At 63.2% G+C, this 14,603-nt stretch carries 15 protein-coding genes, 1 tRNA gene and 1 pseudogene; 8 read left to right on the top strand and 9 right to left on the bottom strand.

Annotated elements, in window-relative coordinates; translation table 11 throughout:
* Window positions 1-33: 33 nt before the first annotated feature.
* Both OMK73_RS23965 and OMK73_RS23960 read right to left on the bottom strand, forming a co-directional pair.
* Entirely contained in the window at window positions 34-1,377 is a 1,344-nt protein-coding gene (locus OMK73_RS23965) for a TAXI family TRAP transporter solute-binding subunit (protein ID WP_267604218.1), read from the bottom strand.
* 464 nt (window positions 1,378-1,841) lie between these two features.
* Window positions 1,842-2,192 (bottom strand): DUF1428 domain-containing protein, encoded by a 351-nt coding sequence (locus OMK73_RS23960; protein WP_267604217.1) that lies wholly within the window; start codon window positions 2,190-2,192, stop codon window positions 1,842-1,844.
* A gap of 334 nt (window positions 2,193-2,526) precedes the next feature.
* On the opposite strand from OMK73_RS23960, the gene OMK73_RS23955 reads away from it, so the two are divergent.
* Both OMK73_RS23955 and OMK73_RS23950 read left to right on the top strand, forming a co-directional pair.
* A tRNA-Leu gene (locus OMK73_RS23955) sits at window positions 2,527-2,613 on the top strand.
* Window positions 2,614-2,764: 151 nt separating this feature from the next.
* Window positions 2,765-3,157, top strand: coding sequence for a hypothetical protein (locus OMK73_RS23950; RefSeq protein ID WP_267604216.1), 393 nt, complete (start codon window positions 2,765-2,767; stop codon window positions 3,155-3,157).
* Between the two features lie 30 nt (window positions 3,158-3,187).
* Here the strand turns inward: OMK73_RS23950 and OMK73_RS23945 are convergent, their stop codons facing one another.
* Both OMK73_RS23945 and OMK73_RS23940 read right to left on the bottom strand, forming a co-directional pair.
* A complete protein-coding gene (locus OMK73_RS23945; RefSeq protein WP_267604215.1) occupies window positions 3,188-3,562 on the bottom strand; it encodes a hypothetical protein in 375 nt (124 codons plus the stop codon).
* A 91-nt stretch (window positions 3,563-3,653) separates the two neighbouring features.
* Window positions 3,654-4,022 carry a c-type cytochrome gene (locus tag OMK73_RS23940; RefSeq protein WP_267604214.1) on the bottom strand — a complete coding sequence of 123 codons (369 nt, stop codon included), beginning with the start codon at window positions 4,020-4,022 and terminating at the stop codon, window positions 3,654-3,656.
* Between the two features lie 188 nt (window positions 4,023-4,210).
* Here OMK73_RS23940 and OMK73_RS23935 point away from each other — a divergent pair, with 188 nt between their 5' ends.
* From OMK73_RS23935 to OMK73_RS23910, 6 genes are all read left to right on the top strand, one after another.
* The gene (locus OMK73_RS23935) at window positions 4,211-4,951 is read left to right on the top strand and encodes an NAD-dependent epimerase/dehydratase family protein (protein WP_267604213.1); all 741 of its coding nucleotides are present in this window, start codon (window positions 4,211-4,213) and stop codon (window positions 4,949-4,951) included.
* Window positions 4,952-5,246: 295 nt separating this feature from the next.
* A complete protein-coding gene (locus tag OMK73_RS23930; RefSeq protein WP_267604212.1) occupies window positions 5,247-6,140 on the top strand; it encodes a LysR family transcriptional regulator in 894 nt (297 codons plus the stop codon).
* A 114-nt stretch (window positions 6,141-6,254) separates the two neighbouring features.
* A complete protein-coding gene (locus tag OMK73_RS23925) occupies window positions 6,255-7,016 on the top strand; it encodes a glucose 1-dehydrogenase (protein ID WP_267604211.1) in 762 nt (253 codons plus the stop codon).
* Between the two features lie 49 nt (window positions 7,017-7,065).
* Window positions 7,066-8,070 carry an aldo/keto reductase gene (locus OMK73_RS23920; RefSeq protein WP_267604210.1) on the top strand — a complete coding sequence of 335 codons (1,005 nt, stop codon included), beginning with the start codon at window positions 7,066-7,068 and terminating at the stop codon, window positions 8,068-8,070.
* 27 nt (window positions 8,071-8,097) lie between these two features.
* The gene (locus tag OMK73_RS23915; protein WP_267604209.1) at window positions 8,098-9,081 is read left to right on the top strand and encodes an aldo/keto reductase; all 984 of its coding nucleotides are present in this window, start codon (window positions 8,098-8,100) and stop codon (window positions 9,079-9,081) included.
* 155 nt (window positions 9,082-9,236) lie between these two features.
* Complete coding sequence (locus OMK73_RS23910) at window positions 9,237-10,481, top strand: Bcr/CflA family multidrug efflux MFS transporter (protein ID WP_267606494.1); 1,245 nt, start codon at window positions 9,237-9,239, stop codon at window positions 10,479-10,481.
* 90 nt (window positions 10,482-10,571) lie between these two features.
* Here the strand turns inward: OMK73_RS23910 and OMK73_RS23905 are convergent, their stop codons facing one another.
* The 5 genes and pseudogenes from OMK73_RS23905 to OMK73_RS23885 form a co-directional block, all read right to left on the bottom strand.
* Window positions 10,572-11,546, bottom strand: a complete 975-nt coding sequence (locus OMK73_RS23905) for a GlxA family transcriptional regulator (protein ID WP_267604208.1) — start codon at window positions 11,544-11,546, stop codon at window positions 10,572-10,574.
* A gap of 81 nt (window positions 11,547-11,627) precedes the next feature.
* Window positions 11,628-11,825 carry a hypothetical protein gene (locus tag OMK73_RS23900; RefSeq protein ID WP_267604207.1) on the bottom strand — a complete coding sequence of 66 codons (198 nt, stop codon included), beginning with the start codon at window positions 11,823-11,825 and terminating at the stop codon, window positions 11,628-11,630.
* A gap of 115 nt (window positions 11,826-11,940) precedes the next feature.
* Window positions 11,941-12,402, bottom strand: a complete 462-nt coding sequence (locus OMK73_RS23895; protein WP_267604206.1) for a hemerythrin domain-containing protein — start codon at window positions 12,400-12,402, stop codon at window positions 11,941-11,943.
* A 279-nt stretch (window positions 12,403-12,681) separates the two neighbouring features.
* On the bottom strand, window positions 12,682-13,332 hold the full coding sequence (locus OMK73_RS23890; RefSeq protein ID WP_267606493.1) for a response regulator: 651 nt from the start codon (window positions 13,330-13,332) through the stop codon (window positions 12,682-12,684).
* Between the two features lie 254 nt (window positions 13,333-13,586).
* Window positions 13,587-14,309: pseudogene (locus tag OMK73_RS23885) on the bottom strand (GAF domain-containing sensor histidine kinase); the annotation flags it as partial.
* Window positions 14,310-14,603 lie beyond the last annotated feature (294 nt).

Genomic DNA, 14,603 nt, shown 5'->3' with positions numbered 1-14,603 from the left:
GGGCCGGAGTAGCCTGGTGCTTAAGCCGCCCGGCTATTCCTCCACCTTTCCCGCCGCCTGGGAAATCCGCTCCCGTACGACGCCGATCGCCTGCTTGAGGGCATAGACATCCTGGAAATAGCGCTCCGGAATCCGTATCTGGCTGGCATGCGCATCGATGTTCTCGATTTCATCGCGCCATTGCGCAATCTGCCCCGGGGTCGGCTGGTGGCTTGTCCATATCTCGTCTTCCAGCGCCTTGATTTCGCGGTACCAGACCACGAGCCGGTTCTTTATCCTCGCCTCCGCCATGCGCGGCAAGGCCTGCAGCAAGCCCAGCAGCAACGCCATGAAGGGCAGCAGGATCAGCAGGCGCCGTTCGATAAAGCTGGCAAGCCAGAACGGCAGGTAGCGCTGCAGGAAGGGGCGGCCCGATTTGAAGTAGCGCGTGCTTTCGTCGGAAACGGGAAATTCACTGGTGTTCAGGTTGGGAAACGTGCCGAGCGGCGTGAAGTAATCATCGCCGCCGTGGACGGATTTGGCGGCTTCCAGCAGCAGGTAGACCAGGGCAGGGTGCAGGGTGTCCTTGGATACGAGCAAGGCCGTGGCGGCCAGCAGCGTGACATCGGCCTGGGGAAGATCGTTGACGATGCTGGTCGAGGCGCGCGGGAAGATGATCTTGGACAGAGAGGGGAATTTTTGTACCAGGGCATCGGCCTGGGCAAAATTCATCAGCCTCAGATTGCTGTTCAGCAGCGTTTGCTGCATCTCGGCATCTGGCCTGCCGATGAAGAAGGCCGCGTCCAGTTGGCCATCTTCGAGGCCCTGATATGCCTGCATTGCATTCATTTCCAGCAGCGTGGTATTGCTGGCTGAGATGCCGCTATATGCGAGCAATACCCGGGAGACGTTGAGCAGGCCGCTGCCGGGAATCCCGATGGCAACCCTCTTGCCGCGCAACTGTGCCAGCCGGTCCACGGTGGCGTCGCCGCGATAGAACACCCAGATCGGTTCATAGGAGATGGCAGCGATGGTCTGCAGGCCGTCTGTTTCCTGCGGACTGGCGGTCCCCGATTGGATAAAGCCCACTTCGTATTCGCTGTCTGGATCCCTCAGCCGCTCATAGTTCTCGATCGAACCGGAGGAACTGCGGATATCCAGCTTGATGCCGTCGCGCTCCAGGATGGGCGCATAGCGCTGTGCAAATCCGCGATAGATACCCTTGTTCGCCCCGGTCGTGATGACGATCGTACGCTGGATGGCGGGCTTGAGCACGATCGCCACCGCCCACCCTAGCGCGGCCAGCAGCAGTATTGCGCCAAGCATGAGCAGCCGCCGGCGCCCCGGTGCCATAGGGGCCTTCTGGCTACGATGCAGCGCTGGGTTGTGCCTGGGCATGGTTCGGCCTCTCTCGTCAGGCCCCTCCCACGCGGGGCCAAGGAGGGCGCGGGATCATTCTAGCCGCCTGATCGTTTGTGGGAAGGCCGCTCAATTCACAGGCTGAGGCTCCAGGAACGTCCAGGCGCCGCTCAGGATCTCGGCGCGCGGGGGGAACGTGAGTTAGAAAGACTGTTCCGCTGATATAAGCGGTTTGGATCTGCCTGGGCGGGGCCGGCTAACCGGTGTCAGGACAGCAGTCGCCAGTCTGTCAGCCGGCCCCGCATGACGCTTGTTGGCATGGGTTCAGCGCTCCGCAATAGTGCGATGAAGACGTCGATGGGGGACAGCCTGGGTTTGAATCGTGGCTCTCGCGGTTACAAGCCGGCATTGTCGCGGTGAGCCTTGGGAGGATGCCCCTCCAGCCAAAACGCACCCAGCCCGGAAGCCCCGGGCCAAGTCAACCACGCGCGGCCATCAAGCCGCTAAGCGTTGACGATCATCTCAAAACCGCCAAAGATCATCCGCTTGCCGTCGAACGGCATCGGCCCCTGGCTCTGCAGCCTGGGGTCCTCCATCGTGGCCTTCATGCCCTCGTCCCGGACCTTGCGCGATGGCCAGGTGATCCAGGAGAAGACCACGGTCTCGTCCTTCTCCAGTTTGACGGCCATCGGGAACGAGGTGAGCTTGCCCTCGGGCACATCGTCGCCCCAGCATTCGACCAGCCCCAGCGCGCCATGATCCTTGAACACCACGGCGGCGGCCTCGGCGTACTGGCGGTAGATGTCGCGCTTGGCCGTTGGCACGGCGACAACAAATCCATCGATGTAATGCATGTCCGATCTCCTTTGGGATTACCTGCGAAGCGGCGAGCCTGACGCGCGCCGTCATGGGGACGACGAACGGGAGGGGGCGAAATCGACAGGGTATGGAGGCATGCTAGAAAAAATTTCGCGAGGCTGGGAGGGGTGGGCAATCCGGCGGGCCGTTTGCCGGGCGCCGTGTGATGAATGAGAATCTTTGCGGTCGCAGAACCATTTCCCTGAACTGACGGACCCCCGCGGGGCCTGCAACAGGCGGGGCTCGCGGAAAATTGTGCTTTTCTTCTGATTCAGTGCGGCCAGCACTTGCAAATTTCGTTACGTTGGGTAGAATTCGCAGCCTCACCTAGCCCAGGTGGCGAAATTGGTAGACGCACTAGGTTCAGGTCCTAGCGGTGGCAACACTGTGGAGGTTCGAGTCCTCTCCTGGGCACCAAGATTGAACGCAAAAGGCCTGCATCCGTGCAGGCCTTTTGCTTTTGGGTTTCGACCCGGCGCTTCGACCCGGTGTTTCGACCCGGCGCGAGCAACAGCATCCGAATTCACTTGATGTAACATCACCCGACTCATCTAGCCAAGGAACGGGAATGTCAAAAGGTCGGGTACGGGTATTGCTGGTTGTCGCGATGGCTGCGCAATGGCTGTCGGCGTGTTCGGGCGGCGTTACCGCGAATGCCATTCAGGCGATGGATCCGAAGCGCGTGCACTCCAAGGCCAGCACAGGCGACCTGGTGCTGTGCCTGAAGCAGCGGCTGGGCGACGATGCCACCGTGACCGCGTATCCGGAACCCGGCAAGGTCGATATCCGGGTCGGGCGTGCTGACGCGGATGAATACAGGTTCTTCCACCTGATCAGCTTGCGCCGCGCTGCCGAAGGCACCGATGTCGAGATCCGCAGCTCCGGGGAATGGCACCCCGTGATGAGCGCCAGCCGCATCTCCGGCATGGTGGAAGACTGCACGCCGGGAAAGGCCCGCTAAGCCGGAAGCTGAATCCCTGCCGTTACCCCGTTACGGCTCCATCGTGCGCAGAAGGTGTTCCTGCAGTTTCGATAGTTCAAGCGCGATGCCGTCGGGAAACCCCTGGCGCCCGCCGCGCTTGTCGATCAGCAGGTCGGCCAGGAAGTCCGAAAGCGCGGCTGGGTTAGCGCAGAGCGCTGCCAGCTGGTTGCCGATGCGCGGATAGGTGCGGCACAGCTCCAGCGGGCGTGCCTCTGGCGGCAGCACAGCCAGCCATTTGAGCGCGGTGGGCGAGAGGGTTTTCGCTTCCGCGGATTCCGGTAGCCGCATGCCAGTCCAGTCGGGCTCGCCCTCCGTGGGCACGGCGCCATCCAGGATCAGCCTCGCTTCCTCGACGGTAACAAACTCGAATGAGAGGGGTTCCATGCCAACTCCGGATCAGATCTGTGGGGACGCCATGTGGCGCTGGCACCTATTCTATCGGTTAAGGAGCGTTTGAATCTTTCTGTCGCCAAAGCTACTGGTGCGCATGCAGGTAGGCCAGCAGGTCCGCGATCTGCCGCTCGTTGCTGATCCCCCAGAAGCGCATCCTGGTGCCGGGCACCACCTTGCTGGGTGACCGGATAAACGCGCTCAACGTTGTCTCGGACCACACGACGCCCGATCTCTTCATCTCAGGGGAGTACTTGTAGTCGGTCGTGCCGCCGGCGACCCTGCCGAAGATCCCATTGAGCTGCGGGCCAAACGCGGCGCGTGCCGAGGGCCCCACGCTATGGCACGAGGCACACTTCGAGGCGAACACACCCTTGCCGGCCTGCGCGTCGCCAGCAGCCTGAGCGGCCGCGTGCAAGGCCAGCGCCACGGTGAACAAAGCGGCTTTTTTCATGGGGCGGATGCGGAGCAAGGGAGGAGCCGGATATTATATTCGTCTCACTGCGCGCGCCGCCCGCTCACTGTCGGCCGGGCAGCGGCGCCGTGCGCTATGCTGGCTGGGCCGGCGCCAGGCGCGCGCGGCCCCGCTCAGGTCGCGCCGGAGGCAACGCGTGACTCCCTGCCCAAGGAGGGCACCATCGCATGAAAGTCCTTCTGTTTGGCGCCACCGGCATGGTTGGCCAGGGCGTGCTGCGCGAGTGCCTGCGCGCCGACGACGTGAAACTGGTGCAGACCGTGGGGCGCAGCGCTCTGGAGCAGTACCATCCAAAGCTCCTTGATCTGGTCCACACGGACATGACGAACTTCAGCGCGGTCGAATCCCGCTTGCGCGGCTTTGACGCGTGCTTCTTTTGCCTCGGCGTGTCGTCCGCCGGCATGAACGAGGCGGACTACACCCACATCACCTACGGCTTCACGCTGGCCGCTGCCGAAACGCTTGTCCGCCTGCAGCCCGGCATGACCTTCATCTACGTCTCGGGCGCCAGCACGGACAGCACCGAGGGCGGGCGCAGCATGTGGGCGCGGGTCAAGGGCCGCACCGAGAATGCGCTGCTGCGGCTGCCCTTCAAGGCGGTCTACCTGTTCCGGCCCGGCATCATCCAGCCGTTGCATGGTGTGCGCTCGAAGACGGCTGCCTATCGCGTTTTCTATACCGTGGCCGCGCCGCTGCTGCCGCTGTTGCGGGCGCTGTTCCCGCGCAGCGTGCTGACCACCGAAATCATCGGGCTGGCCATGCTGAATGCCGCACGGCGGGGTGCGCCGCAGCCGGTGCTGGAAGTCGCCGACATCAATGCGCTGGCGAGGGAGGGTAATCGGTGCGGCGTAGCTGTGCTTTGCACGCACGTTCACTGCCCGGATCCGACGCGGCGAGGGCGATGTTGAAGGCAAAGGGCCTGGAGCCAGACTGAATGCGAGGTGCCCCCTATCCGGGGCGCTGCACAGGCGCAAGCCGAGGCCAGCATGGCAAGCGAAGCTGCCAGGGTGAGGAGCCGCATCATCCGAGTCTCTCCGCGTGGATGTGGCATTGGGGGAAGAAGCCCGTTACCGAAGCCTGCTGCCGCAGTGCGGGGCTTCGATGCTTGTCACGTAAGCCAACGTGCACCCTGCAAATCTAACCATCGCGCTGGCGTGTGACTAGACGCTAGAATCCGCAAACACCTATGAGATGGGTTCATCAATGCCGCGCGAAAACTTTAACGACCTGCTTGCCTTCATTGCCGTCGCGCGCGAGCGCAGCTTCACCCGCGCGGCTGCGCAACTGGGGGTGTCGCAATCCGCGTTGAGCCACACGGTCCGCGCGCTCGAGACCAGGCTTGGCCTGCGGCTCCTGACCCGCACCACGCGCAGCGTTTCCCCGACCGAGGCCGGGGAGCGCCTTCTGCAGACGGTGGCCCCCCGCTTCGAGGAGATCGAAGCCGAGCTGACAGCGGTGACCGAGCTTGGGGATAAACCCACGGGCACCATTCGCATCACAGCCACCGACTACGCCACCAAGACCATCCTGTGGCCCAGGCTGTCCAAGGTGCTTCGGAAGTATCCTGAGATCAAGGTGGAAATCATCACGGATTACGGGCTCTCCGATATCGTTGCGGATCGCTATGACATCGGTGTGCGCAACGGCGATCAGGTGGCAAAGGACATGATCGCGGTGCGCATCGCGCCCGATATGCGCATGGCCATCGTTGGCTCGCCTGCCTATCTGGAAGAGCGGCCGCCGCCAAAGACGCCACAGGACCTGACCACGCACAACTGCATTAACCTGCGTCTGCCGACGCTTGGTGGGTTCTACGCATGGGAGCTGAAGAAAGGCAAGCGTGAAGTGCAGGTGCGGGTAGAGGGCCAGCTTGCCTTCAACGGTACGTATCAGATGCTGGATGCCGCGTTATCCGGATATGGTCTTGCGTATGTCCCCGCGGATCTGGCGCAGGCACACGTCGCGGCAGGCCGTCTCGTCTGGATACTTGAAGACTGGTGTCCCACGTTTCCGGGCCTGCACGCTTACTACGCCAGCCGGCGGCAATCCTCGCGAGCGATGGCACTCGTCATCGATGCGCTTCGCGACCGTACGTAGGCGGCGCCGGCATTCATGAGTCCACTTCATAAAGGCTTGCGGCTTTCCGGGCTTTTTCGATAGACGGTACGTCCCTATCATCTCACCTGACTAAACGCTCAAGGCGAGGCAGGGATGGACCACTCTTTCGAAGGCAAGGTCGCGCTTGTCACCGGCGCCGGCTCTGGCATGGGCCGGGCCACCGCGCAGGCATTCGCGCAAGCTGGCGCGGCTGTCGTCCTGGCCGATGTGAACGAAGCGTCGGCCCGGCTGGCTGCCGCACAACTCGTCGCAGCAGGCCACGAAGCCATTGCCGTGCAATGCGACGTGGCCGATGAGGCGCAAGTCAAGGCAATGGTCGATCTGACCGTGTCTACCTTCGGCCGCCTGGATGCGGCATTCAACAACGCGGGCGTAAATAGCCCTGTCGCGGAAACCGCCGATGCAAGCGGCGAAGAATTCGATCGCGTGAACGCGATCAATCTGCGCGGCGTCTGGAACTGCATGAAGTACGAGTTGCGCCACATGCGGGAGCAGGCAAGCGGTGCGATCGTCAACTGCTCGTCGCTCGGCGGGCTGGTGGGCATTGCCGGCCGCGCCGTCTATCACGCATCCAAGCATGGCGTGCTTGGAATGACCAAGAGCGCGGCGCTCGAGTATGCCGCCAGGGGTATCCGCATCAACGCGGTGTGCCCGGGGATCATCGACACGCCGATGGTCGCGGACATGCTGGCCAGCGAACCCGAAGCCATGAAGGAACTGATGAAGGAGCAGCCGATCGGGCGGCTGGGCCGGCCGGAGGAGATCGCCTGCGCGGTGCTCTGGCTTTGCAGCCCCGGCGCCAGTTTCGTCATCGGACACGCGCTCGCGGTCGACGGCGGCTACACGGTGCGATAAGAGTTTGTAGCCTGATAAACCGCAGGCACTGCCTGCGCGGAGAGGTAGGATGGATTACCGATATCTGGGGCGCAGCGCCCTGAAGGTTTCGCCCTTGTGCCTGGGCGCAATGATGTTCGGCGGGGAGACCGATGAGGTCACCTCGAAGCGCATCATCGACAAGGCGTTCGACCAGGGCATCAATTTCATCGATACCGCCGACGTCTACCACGGCGGCCGTTCGGAAGAGATCGTCGGGCGCGCCATCGCCGAGCGCCGCGACAACTGGGTGGTGGCGACCAAGTTCGGGTATCCGACGTCGCAGGGGCCGAACGAGCAGGGGCAATCGCGCAAGTGGATTGTCCAGTCGGTGGAAGCCAGTCTCAAGCGTCTTGGCACCGACTATATCGACATCCTGTACTTCCACCGCGCCTTGGTCGATGCGCCGCTGGAAGAAGGCGTGCGTGCCATTGGCGATCTGATCCGCCAGGGCAAGATCCGATACTTCGGCATATCGAACTTCCGCGGGTGGCGCATCGCCGAGATCGTGCGTCTCGCTGATCAACTGGGCATCGACCGGCCGGTCGCCAGTGAGCCGCTCTATAACCTGGTCGACCGCACCGCGGAGGTCGAGCAATTGCCCGCGGCCGCACACTACGGTGTCGGCGTCGTTTCGTATAGCCCGCTGGCCCGGGGCGTGCTGACCGGGAAATATGCCGCGGATGCCGCGCCGCCGGCCGACTCGCGCGCAGGCCGCGGCGACAAGCGCATCCAGCAAACGGAATGGCGGCCGGAGTCCCTGGCGATCGCGCAAAAGCTCGCTGCCCACGCCGCCGCGCGTGGCACGACCTCGATCGCCTTCGCCTTGGCCTGGGTGCTCAGGAACCGGCTCGTTAGCGCCACCATCGCAGGGCCTCGGACGCAGGCGCATTGGGATAGCTACGTCGAAGCCCTGAAGCTGCAGCTCGGCTCGGACGACGAGAAGTTCGTCGACAGCCTGGTTGCTCCCGGCCACGCGTCATCGCCGGGCTACACGGATCCCGGATATCCGATCGAAGGTCGTCGCGCCGTTTGAGGCCGACGCTGCTTAAGGAGATTGATCATGCAAAAACGCAAGCTTGGAAACAGTGGCCTCGAAGTGTCGGCGATCGGCCTGGGCTGCATGGGCTTGAGCTTTGGTTACGGCCCGGCCACCGAGACATCCGAAGGCATCAAGCTGATTCGCGCTGCATTCGAGCGAGGCGTCACGTTCTTCGACAGCGCCGAGGCCTATGGCCCGTTTGTCAACGAGACGCTCCTCGGCGAGGCGCTTGCGCCGTTTCGCGACCAGGTGGTGATCGCTACCAAGTTTGGCTTCAAGGACGGTAACTCGGCCAACGGCCTGGACAGCAGGCCAGAGCGCATCCGCGCGGTTGCCGAGGCTTCGCTCAAGCGCCTGAAGACCGATCGCATCGACCTGTTCTACCAGCATCGCATCGATCCGGCCGTGCCGGTAGAGGACGTGGCTGGCACCGTCAAGGATCTGATCCGGGAAGGCAAGGTCAAGCACTTCGGGATGTCCGAAGCGGGAGCGCAGTCGATCCGCCGTGCCCACGCCGTGCAGCCGGTGGCAGCGCTGCAGAGCGAGTATTCGCTGTGGTGGCGCGAGCCGGAGGAGACGGTGCTGCCGACCCTCGAGGAACTGGGCATCGGCTTTGTGCCGTTCAGTCCGCTGGGCAAGGGGTTCCTGACCGGCGCGATCGACGCGAACACCTCGTTCGACAAGACCGATTTCCGCAATGTCGTGCCGCGCTTCTCCGAGGAGAACCGCAAGGCCAATGCAGCCCTGGTCGAGGTGCTTGGCAAGATCGCCGACGGCAAGGGCGCCACCCGGGCGCAGGTTGCGCTCGCCTGGCTGCTTGCGCAGAAGCCGTGGATCGTGCCGATTCCGGGCACCACCAAGCTGCATCGGCTGGAAGAGAACGTCGGCGCGGCCGCGCTCGACCTGTCGGCTGACGACCTGTTGGCCATCGAAGCCGCGCTTCGGCTGATCACGGTTGTGGGCGATCGCTACCCAGCCCACCTGCAGCAGCGCGTCGACCGCTAACCTACCTGCTTTCCTGTGGCACCAGCCTGCCGGTCCCCGACGCTCGGGCACCGGCAGGTTGCCGTTCGCCTGGAAAACGTCTTGAGCCATTTCGATGAACGATCAACCCTCTGCCGGGCCGGGAACCTTGCCTCGGCGATGCGCCCCAAGGCGCGATATCGCCTGGCACCAGCGCTGCCGTACGGCAGGCCGCGAACGCGCACAGCCTGCGGATCCTGGCAATCCTGAGCACCTTGATGGCCTTTGCCTCGATCTCGACGGACCTGTACCTGCCTGCGCTGCCCACGATGGCCGTGGCGCTGCACGCGGATGCCGGTACTGTGGAGCTGACGATTTCCGGGTATCTGGTCGGCTTCAGCCTGGGCCAGCTTCTGTGGGGGCCTGTCGGTGACCGGTACGGTCGCCGCTTGCCGATCTCCATCGGGCTGGTCCTGTTCATCATCGGCTCGGCCGGCTGCGCGCTGTCGACCGACGCGAGCATGCTGGTCGGCTGGCGCGCGCTGCAGGCCGTGGGTGCCTGCGCCAGTGTCGTGATTGCCCGTGCGATGGTGCGCGATCTCTACACCGGCCACCGCGCGGCCCAGATGATGTCCACGTTGATGACGGTGATGGCCATCGCGCCGCTGCTGGGGCCGAGCGTGGGCGGGCAAATCCTGCATGTCGCGTCGTGGCGGGCGATTTTCTGGACGCTGGTGGGCGTTGGCCTGGCGACGCTCGCGGTGCTGGGCGCTCTGCCCGAAACCTTGCCGCCGGCGCGCCGCAATCGCGCACCCCTGCGGCACGCGCTGGCCGACTACGCCGCACTGCTGCGTCACCGCCGGGTGCTCGGCTACGCAGGCGCAGGCGGGTTCTTCTACGGCGGCCTTTATGCGTATATCGCCGGCACGCCGTTCGCCTACATCAGCTATCACCAGGTATCGCCGCAACACTATGGCCTGCTGTTCGGCGCGGGCATCATCGGCATCATGATCACGAACCAGGTCAACGCCAGGCTGGTTGCCCGGCTCGGCAGCGATCGCCTGATGCGGGCCGGCACCATCGGAGCGGCGCTCGCGGGCATGCTGCTGGCGGTCGACGCATGGACGGGGTGGGGCGGGCTGATGGGCCTTGTGATCCCGCTCTTCCTGTTCGTCTCGGCGACCGGGCTCATCGTCGCCAATTCGATCGCCGGTGCGCTCGGCAGCTTCCCGGAACGCGCCGGCGCGGTGTCCGCCCTGATCGGCGCGATCCAGTATGGCACCGGCATCCTGGGCTCGGCGCTGGTCGGCCTGTTCGCGGACGGCACGCCCTGGCCGATGGGATGGGTCATCGCGCTGATGGGCCTTGGCAGCCTGCTTTGCGCACAGTTTCTGGTACCGTCCACCGCGGCCACATCTGGCAAGGCAATGGCGGCCAGTTGAGGCACCGGCTTCCCGGTTGGCAAATTCCGCACGGTCGAGACGGCGCGACGCATGCGCACTGCGTGGCCGGCCGACCCGCGACTACTGCCCTTACAGTGTGCTGCGACTGTGCAGTCGGAACTCGATCGGCGAGATCGACATCCGTTTTCGAAATATCTTGGCCAATCGGTCGCCGTTGCTCAAGCCACTGCGGCGCGCGATCTTGTCGACCGGCAATTCGGTTTCGGCGAGCAGGCGGCTCGCCATGTCGAGCCTTATGCGCAGCAGGTAATCGGAGGGGAGAATGCCCATCGCTAGCTTAAAGCAGCGCAGGAAGTGGCGCTCGCTCATGGCGGCAATCCGGGCAGCATCGGCAACAGAGATCGAGCGTTCGCAGTTCTCCTGCAGCCATCGCGCCGCCTTGCGCATCTTGTCGCCTACGCTGAGGGACTCGTTTCGCCCCGGGACCAGTTCGGCGCTCCAGGTCGGAGTCAGGCGTTCAGCTACGACGCGCGCGACGTCATGCCCCAGATCATTCTTGATGATCGCCAGCGCGCTTTTCAACGACTTGCCGTGGCTAGCGGGCTCGCCGGGTGAAGACATCACGCGAGCACGGGCGCGCTGCGGCTCTTCATGATTCTGGAGAATGCCCGCGGCGGCCAGCAAGGCGTGGCCGTCGGCGCTCTCCATGAGCCCGGCGGTCTTGGGGTAGACGGCGCCGAGCCAGCAATGCAGACGCTCGTCGCCAGCGGCGTTGTGCGCCTTCACCCCGCCGGCGATGAAGAGGACATCGAAGCCGATGTCGTGGCGGGCCTCCAGTTCATCGGTCCAAACCAGGACGGACGAAGAGCAGGCGATGTTGCCGCCGTGCGAGGACAGGAAGCGAACGTCGTAGAAGCAATCATCGCCTGGGCCTGATCGGGATATCTTGTTGGCAGCATGGAAGATTTCCGCGACAAGTCCTGCGCCGAGCAGCGAGAACCCATCGAACACCAGAATACCGATTCGCCGCGCACTGCGCCTGCCAAGGTGGTCGGATGCTTGCAGGAAATCTGTGTTTTCGTCTTCTAGGCGGACATAGGGCATGCACCCTCCAACGTTGCTGTTGTGCGATCGAAGTGCGCGGCACGGGAAGATGATGAAGACATAGCCGAAGCAGATCGCTGGTCAGCGACTCTTGCTGATAGCGTTGAGAACTTCGCGGCCGCGGCTGGTCAGGGATAGGCGCACCCGGCCTTCTGATAGCAGCTCCAACCGGACGAATTTCCGGTTGACCAAGACATCTAAGTCGGTGGGGTTCAGTTCAAGGCAGTCCTGAGTGCTATCGACATGCATCAATGCGGCGATTTCATGAGGACTCAACATCTTCGTCTCCTGCCAGGATGAGCGCTGGCTTCGCCCGCCAGAAAAAAGAGCCAGCAACTACCAGAAAGCTGCGGCCCCTGAAGCCTCGGAAAAGAGCCTCGAAAAAAACGGGGAATTACGCTGCAAGCGCCAGGAGTTCTTCCTTTAGCGTTGCCATTCTCGTGGCCACCTCGCGGAGGTCAACATTTTGCTTGATGACGGCCTCGAACATATCCCCCTCTTCCTCCTCTACATGATGTCCCACGTACTCCGTGAGGACCTTGTAAGTCGCTTCCAGGCGGTCGCTATCTGCGGCTCTTCTTATTGCCGCGATGAGGTCCTTGGCTACGCCATGTTCCACCTTCGCCTCGTCGAGGAGGGCATCGAGGTCGTCGGAAACGCCCCGGAGTGCTGGATAGAAAATCTCCTCCTCGATCCGGGCGTGCATTGCGAGCTGATTGCAGGTTTCACCGGCAATCGATTCCTTATTGGATTTGCTCTGCTCAAACGACTTGAAGAGCTTCTTGACGGCGCGGTGGTCATCCATCAGTGCGCCCAGCGCTTGGCGCTGGCCTGCCGGAATCTTCGACTTGTCCATGTTGTTGCCTCGGTCTTGAAAGCGCCGAACTGCAGGATGCGGGTAAGCGCCGGCAAAGAGGTGCACGTTCCATGCCACTTCGCACCGCTTCCATCAGCAAGATACCTCCCGTCAATTCCCAGGCGGGCTCCATCGGGTCGCCCGGCGACACCAACAGGTAAACGATTCGCAGGCGCATAACCGCTGGTAAGGCAGGGCGGTCAAGATGGCCATCGTCTTGTAAGAAATGCCGCACTGCGCAAGCTTGTCGGATCGATTGACCAAAATCGTCCGAGTGACTCAGGCGGCAGGCGACTCAGCCAATAGTTGAGCAAGGACGGCATGCTCCACCGGCTTGACGAGGTGCGCGTTGAAGCCGGCTTCGCGGGACTTTTGCCGATCTTCGTCATGACCCCAACCGGTCATGGCTACCAACACCATGTGCTTGCCCCACGGCTGCGCGCGAATCTGGCGAGCCGCGTCATAACCGCTGATGACCGGTAGGCCGATATCGAGCAGCACCACGTCCGGCCGTAGCGCCGCCGCTCTCTCTACTGCTTCATCGCCATCAAAGGCTGTGTGCGCCTCGTGGCCGGTCAGCCTCAGCAATATGGCGAGAGATTCCGCCGAATCCTTGTTGTCATCGACAACCAGGATGCGGCGCGGCACGGTAGTTGCCTGTTCGCCGATGGCTGGTACCATCGCCTGCTTCGGCGGCGCGGCGACCCTGATTGGCAGGCGCACAATGAACTCGCTGCCTTGCCCAATGCCGCCACTGCAAGCTTGCACCGTGCCCCCGTGCAGTTCCACCAGGCTCTTTACCAGCGTCAGGCCGAGGCCAAGACCGCTCTGCCGGCGCTCCAGTGACGTATCGGCTTGCATGAACATGTCAAAGATGGTGGGCAGCGTGTCGCTGGCGATGCCAATGCCGTTGTCGCGTACCCGGACAATGGCCTCCTCGCCATCTTGCTCGACCGTGAGCCAGATCTGGCCGCCGTTGGAAAGGCATTGCTTAGAAGATTGGCCACGACTTCCACTAATCTGGTGGCATCCGCATCAAGGTACAGGGGCAGCGCCGGCAGCGCGACGATCAGTTTGTGCTTCGCATGTTCGATGGCGGGGCGGCAGGCCTCCACCGCATGATTGACGACCGATGCCAGTTCGACGGCTTCGCTGCGGAGCTCGAACTTGCCGCGGCTGATGCGGCTCACATCCAGCAAGTCGTCAACGAGGCGCACTATCTGCGAGATTTGACGCTGCAGCATCTCGGTGATTGGTCTCACCTTTTGCTCATCGCCCCCTGCTCGTCGCAGAATCTCCACCGCGTTACGGATCGGCGCGAGAGGGTTGCGTAGTTCGTGGGCCAGTTGCGCCAGAAACTCGCTCCTGCGGCGGTCGGCGTCCATCAATGCCTGTTCGGCGTGCCTGCGCTCGGCAATTTCCGCCTCCAGGCGCTGGTTGGCCAGCCGAACCTGATATGCCGCCGAGGCGAATGTTGCCAGGCTCTCGAGCAGTCGCTTGTCTTCACGATCGAACTTGCGCGTCTCATCATGCGCGACAGCCCAGACAGTGCCGACAGCTTGACCATCGACATGAAAGGGAACCAATAGTCCTTCAACCAGCAAGGGACGAACGTCTGCGAACTGGGTGTAATAGCGATGGGGATGGGCGAATAGCAATGCGGCGTCTAGATCGAGCACAGTGCCGCAGGGGCCAAAGTCACGCGGCGTGGTCGTGTTCCAGACGAGCGGCGCCCATTGTCCGGCGACAGCGTACCAGCGGAAATGATTTCCTTTCGGGTTCAGTCCGCCAGGGGGCCCAGCTTCTTCCAAGAGGCTGATGCCCGCGGAGTGTGCCCTGCACAAGTCCAGCGCGATATCCACCAGCCTTTGCAGAACACTACCCGGCGAGTGGGTCAACTCCTGCACCAGGGCGAGGAGCGCCTGGTTTTCGGCCTGGTATTCGGGCGCCCGCGACGGCCGCCTCCCTAGCTCCTCGGTACACAACACCGACTCCAGCGGTACTGGGGCTTGACTCGCACTATGGATGTCCACGGGTATCACCTCGAGATGCGCTTCTTGATCCTCGGCAGGACCAACGTGCAGTCGTGCGTGCCAGCGCTGGTGTCAAGGCAAGGCCAACCCTTTCCAACACTGCGGACGTCGCTTGGCACTATCATAAATAGTCTAGTCCATCACACACCGTGCCTTGTGGAGCAGGGC

The sequence above is a fragment of the Cupriavidus sp. D39 genome, assembly GCF_026627925.1.
Classification (GTDB): Bacteria; Pseudomonadota; Gammaproteobacteria; order Burkholderiales; family Burkholderiaceae; genus Cupriavidus; species Cupriavidus ulmosensis.
The sequence above is the reverse complement of the archived record's forward strand: the minus strand, read 5'-3'. Positions and strand labels throughout refer to the sequence as shown.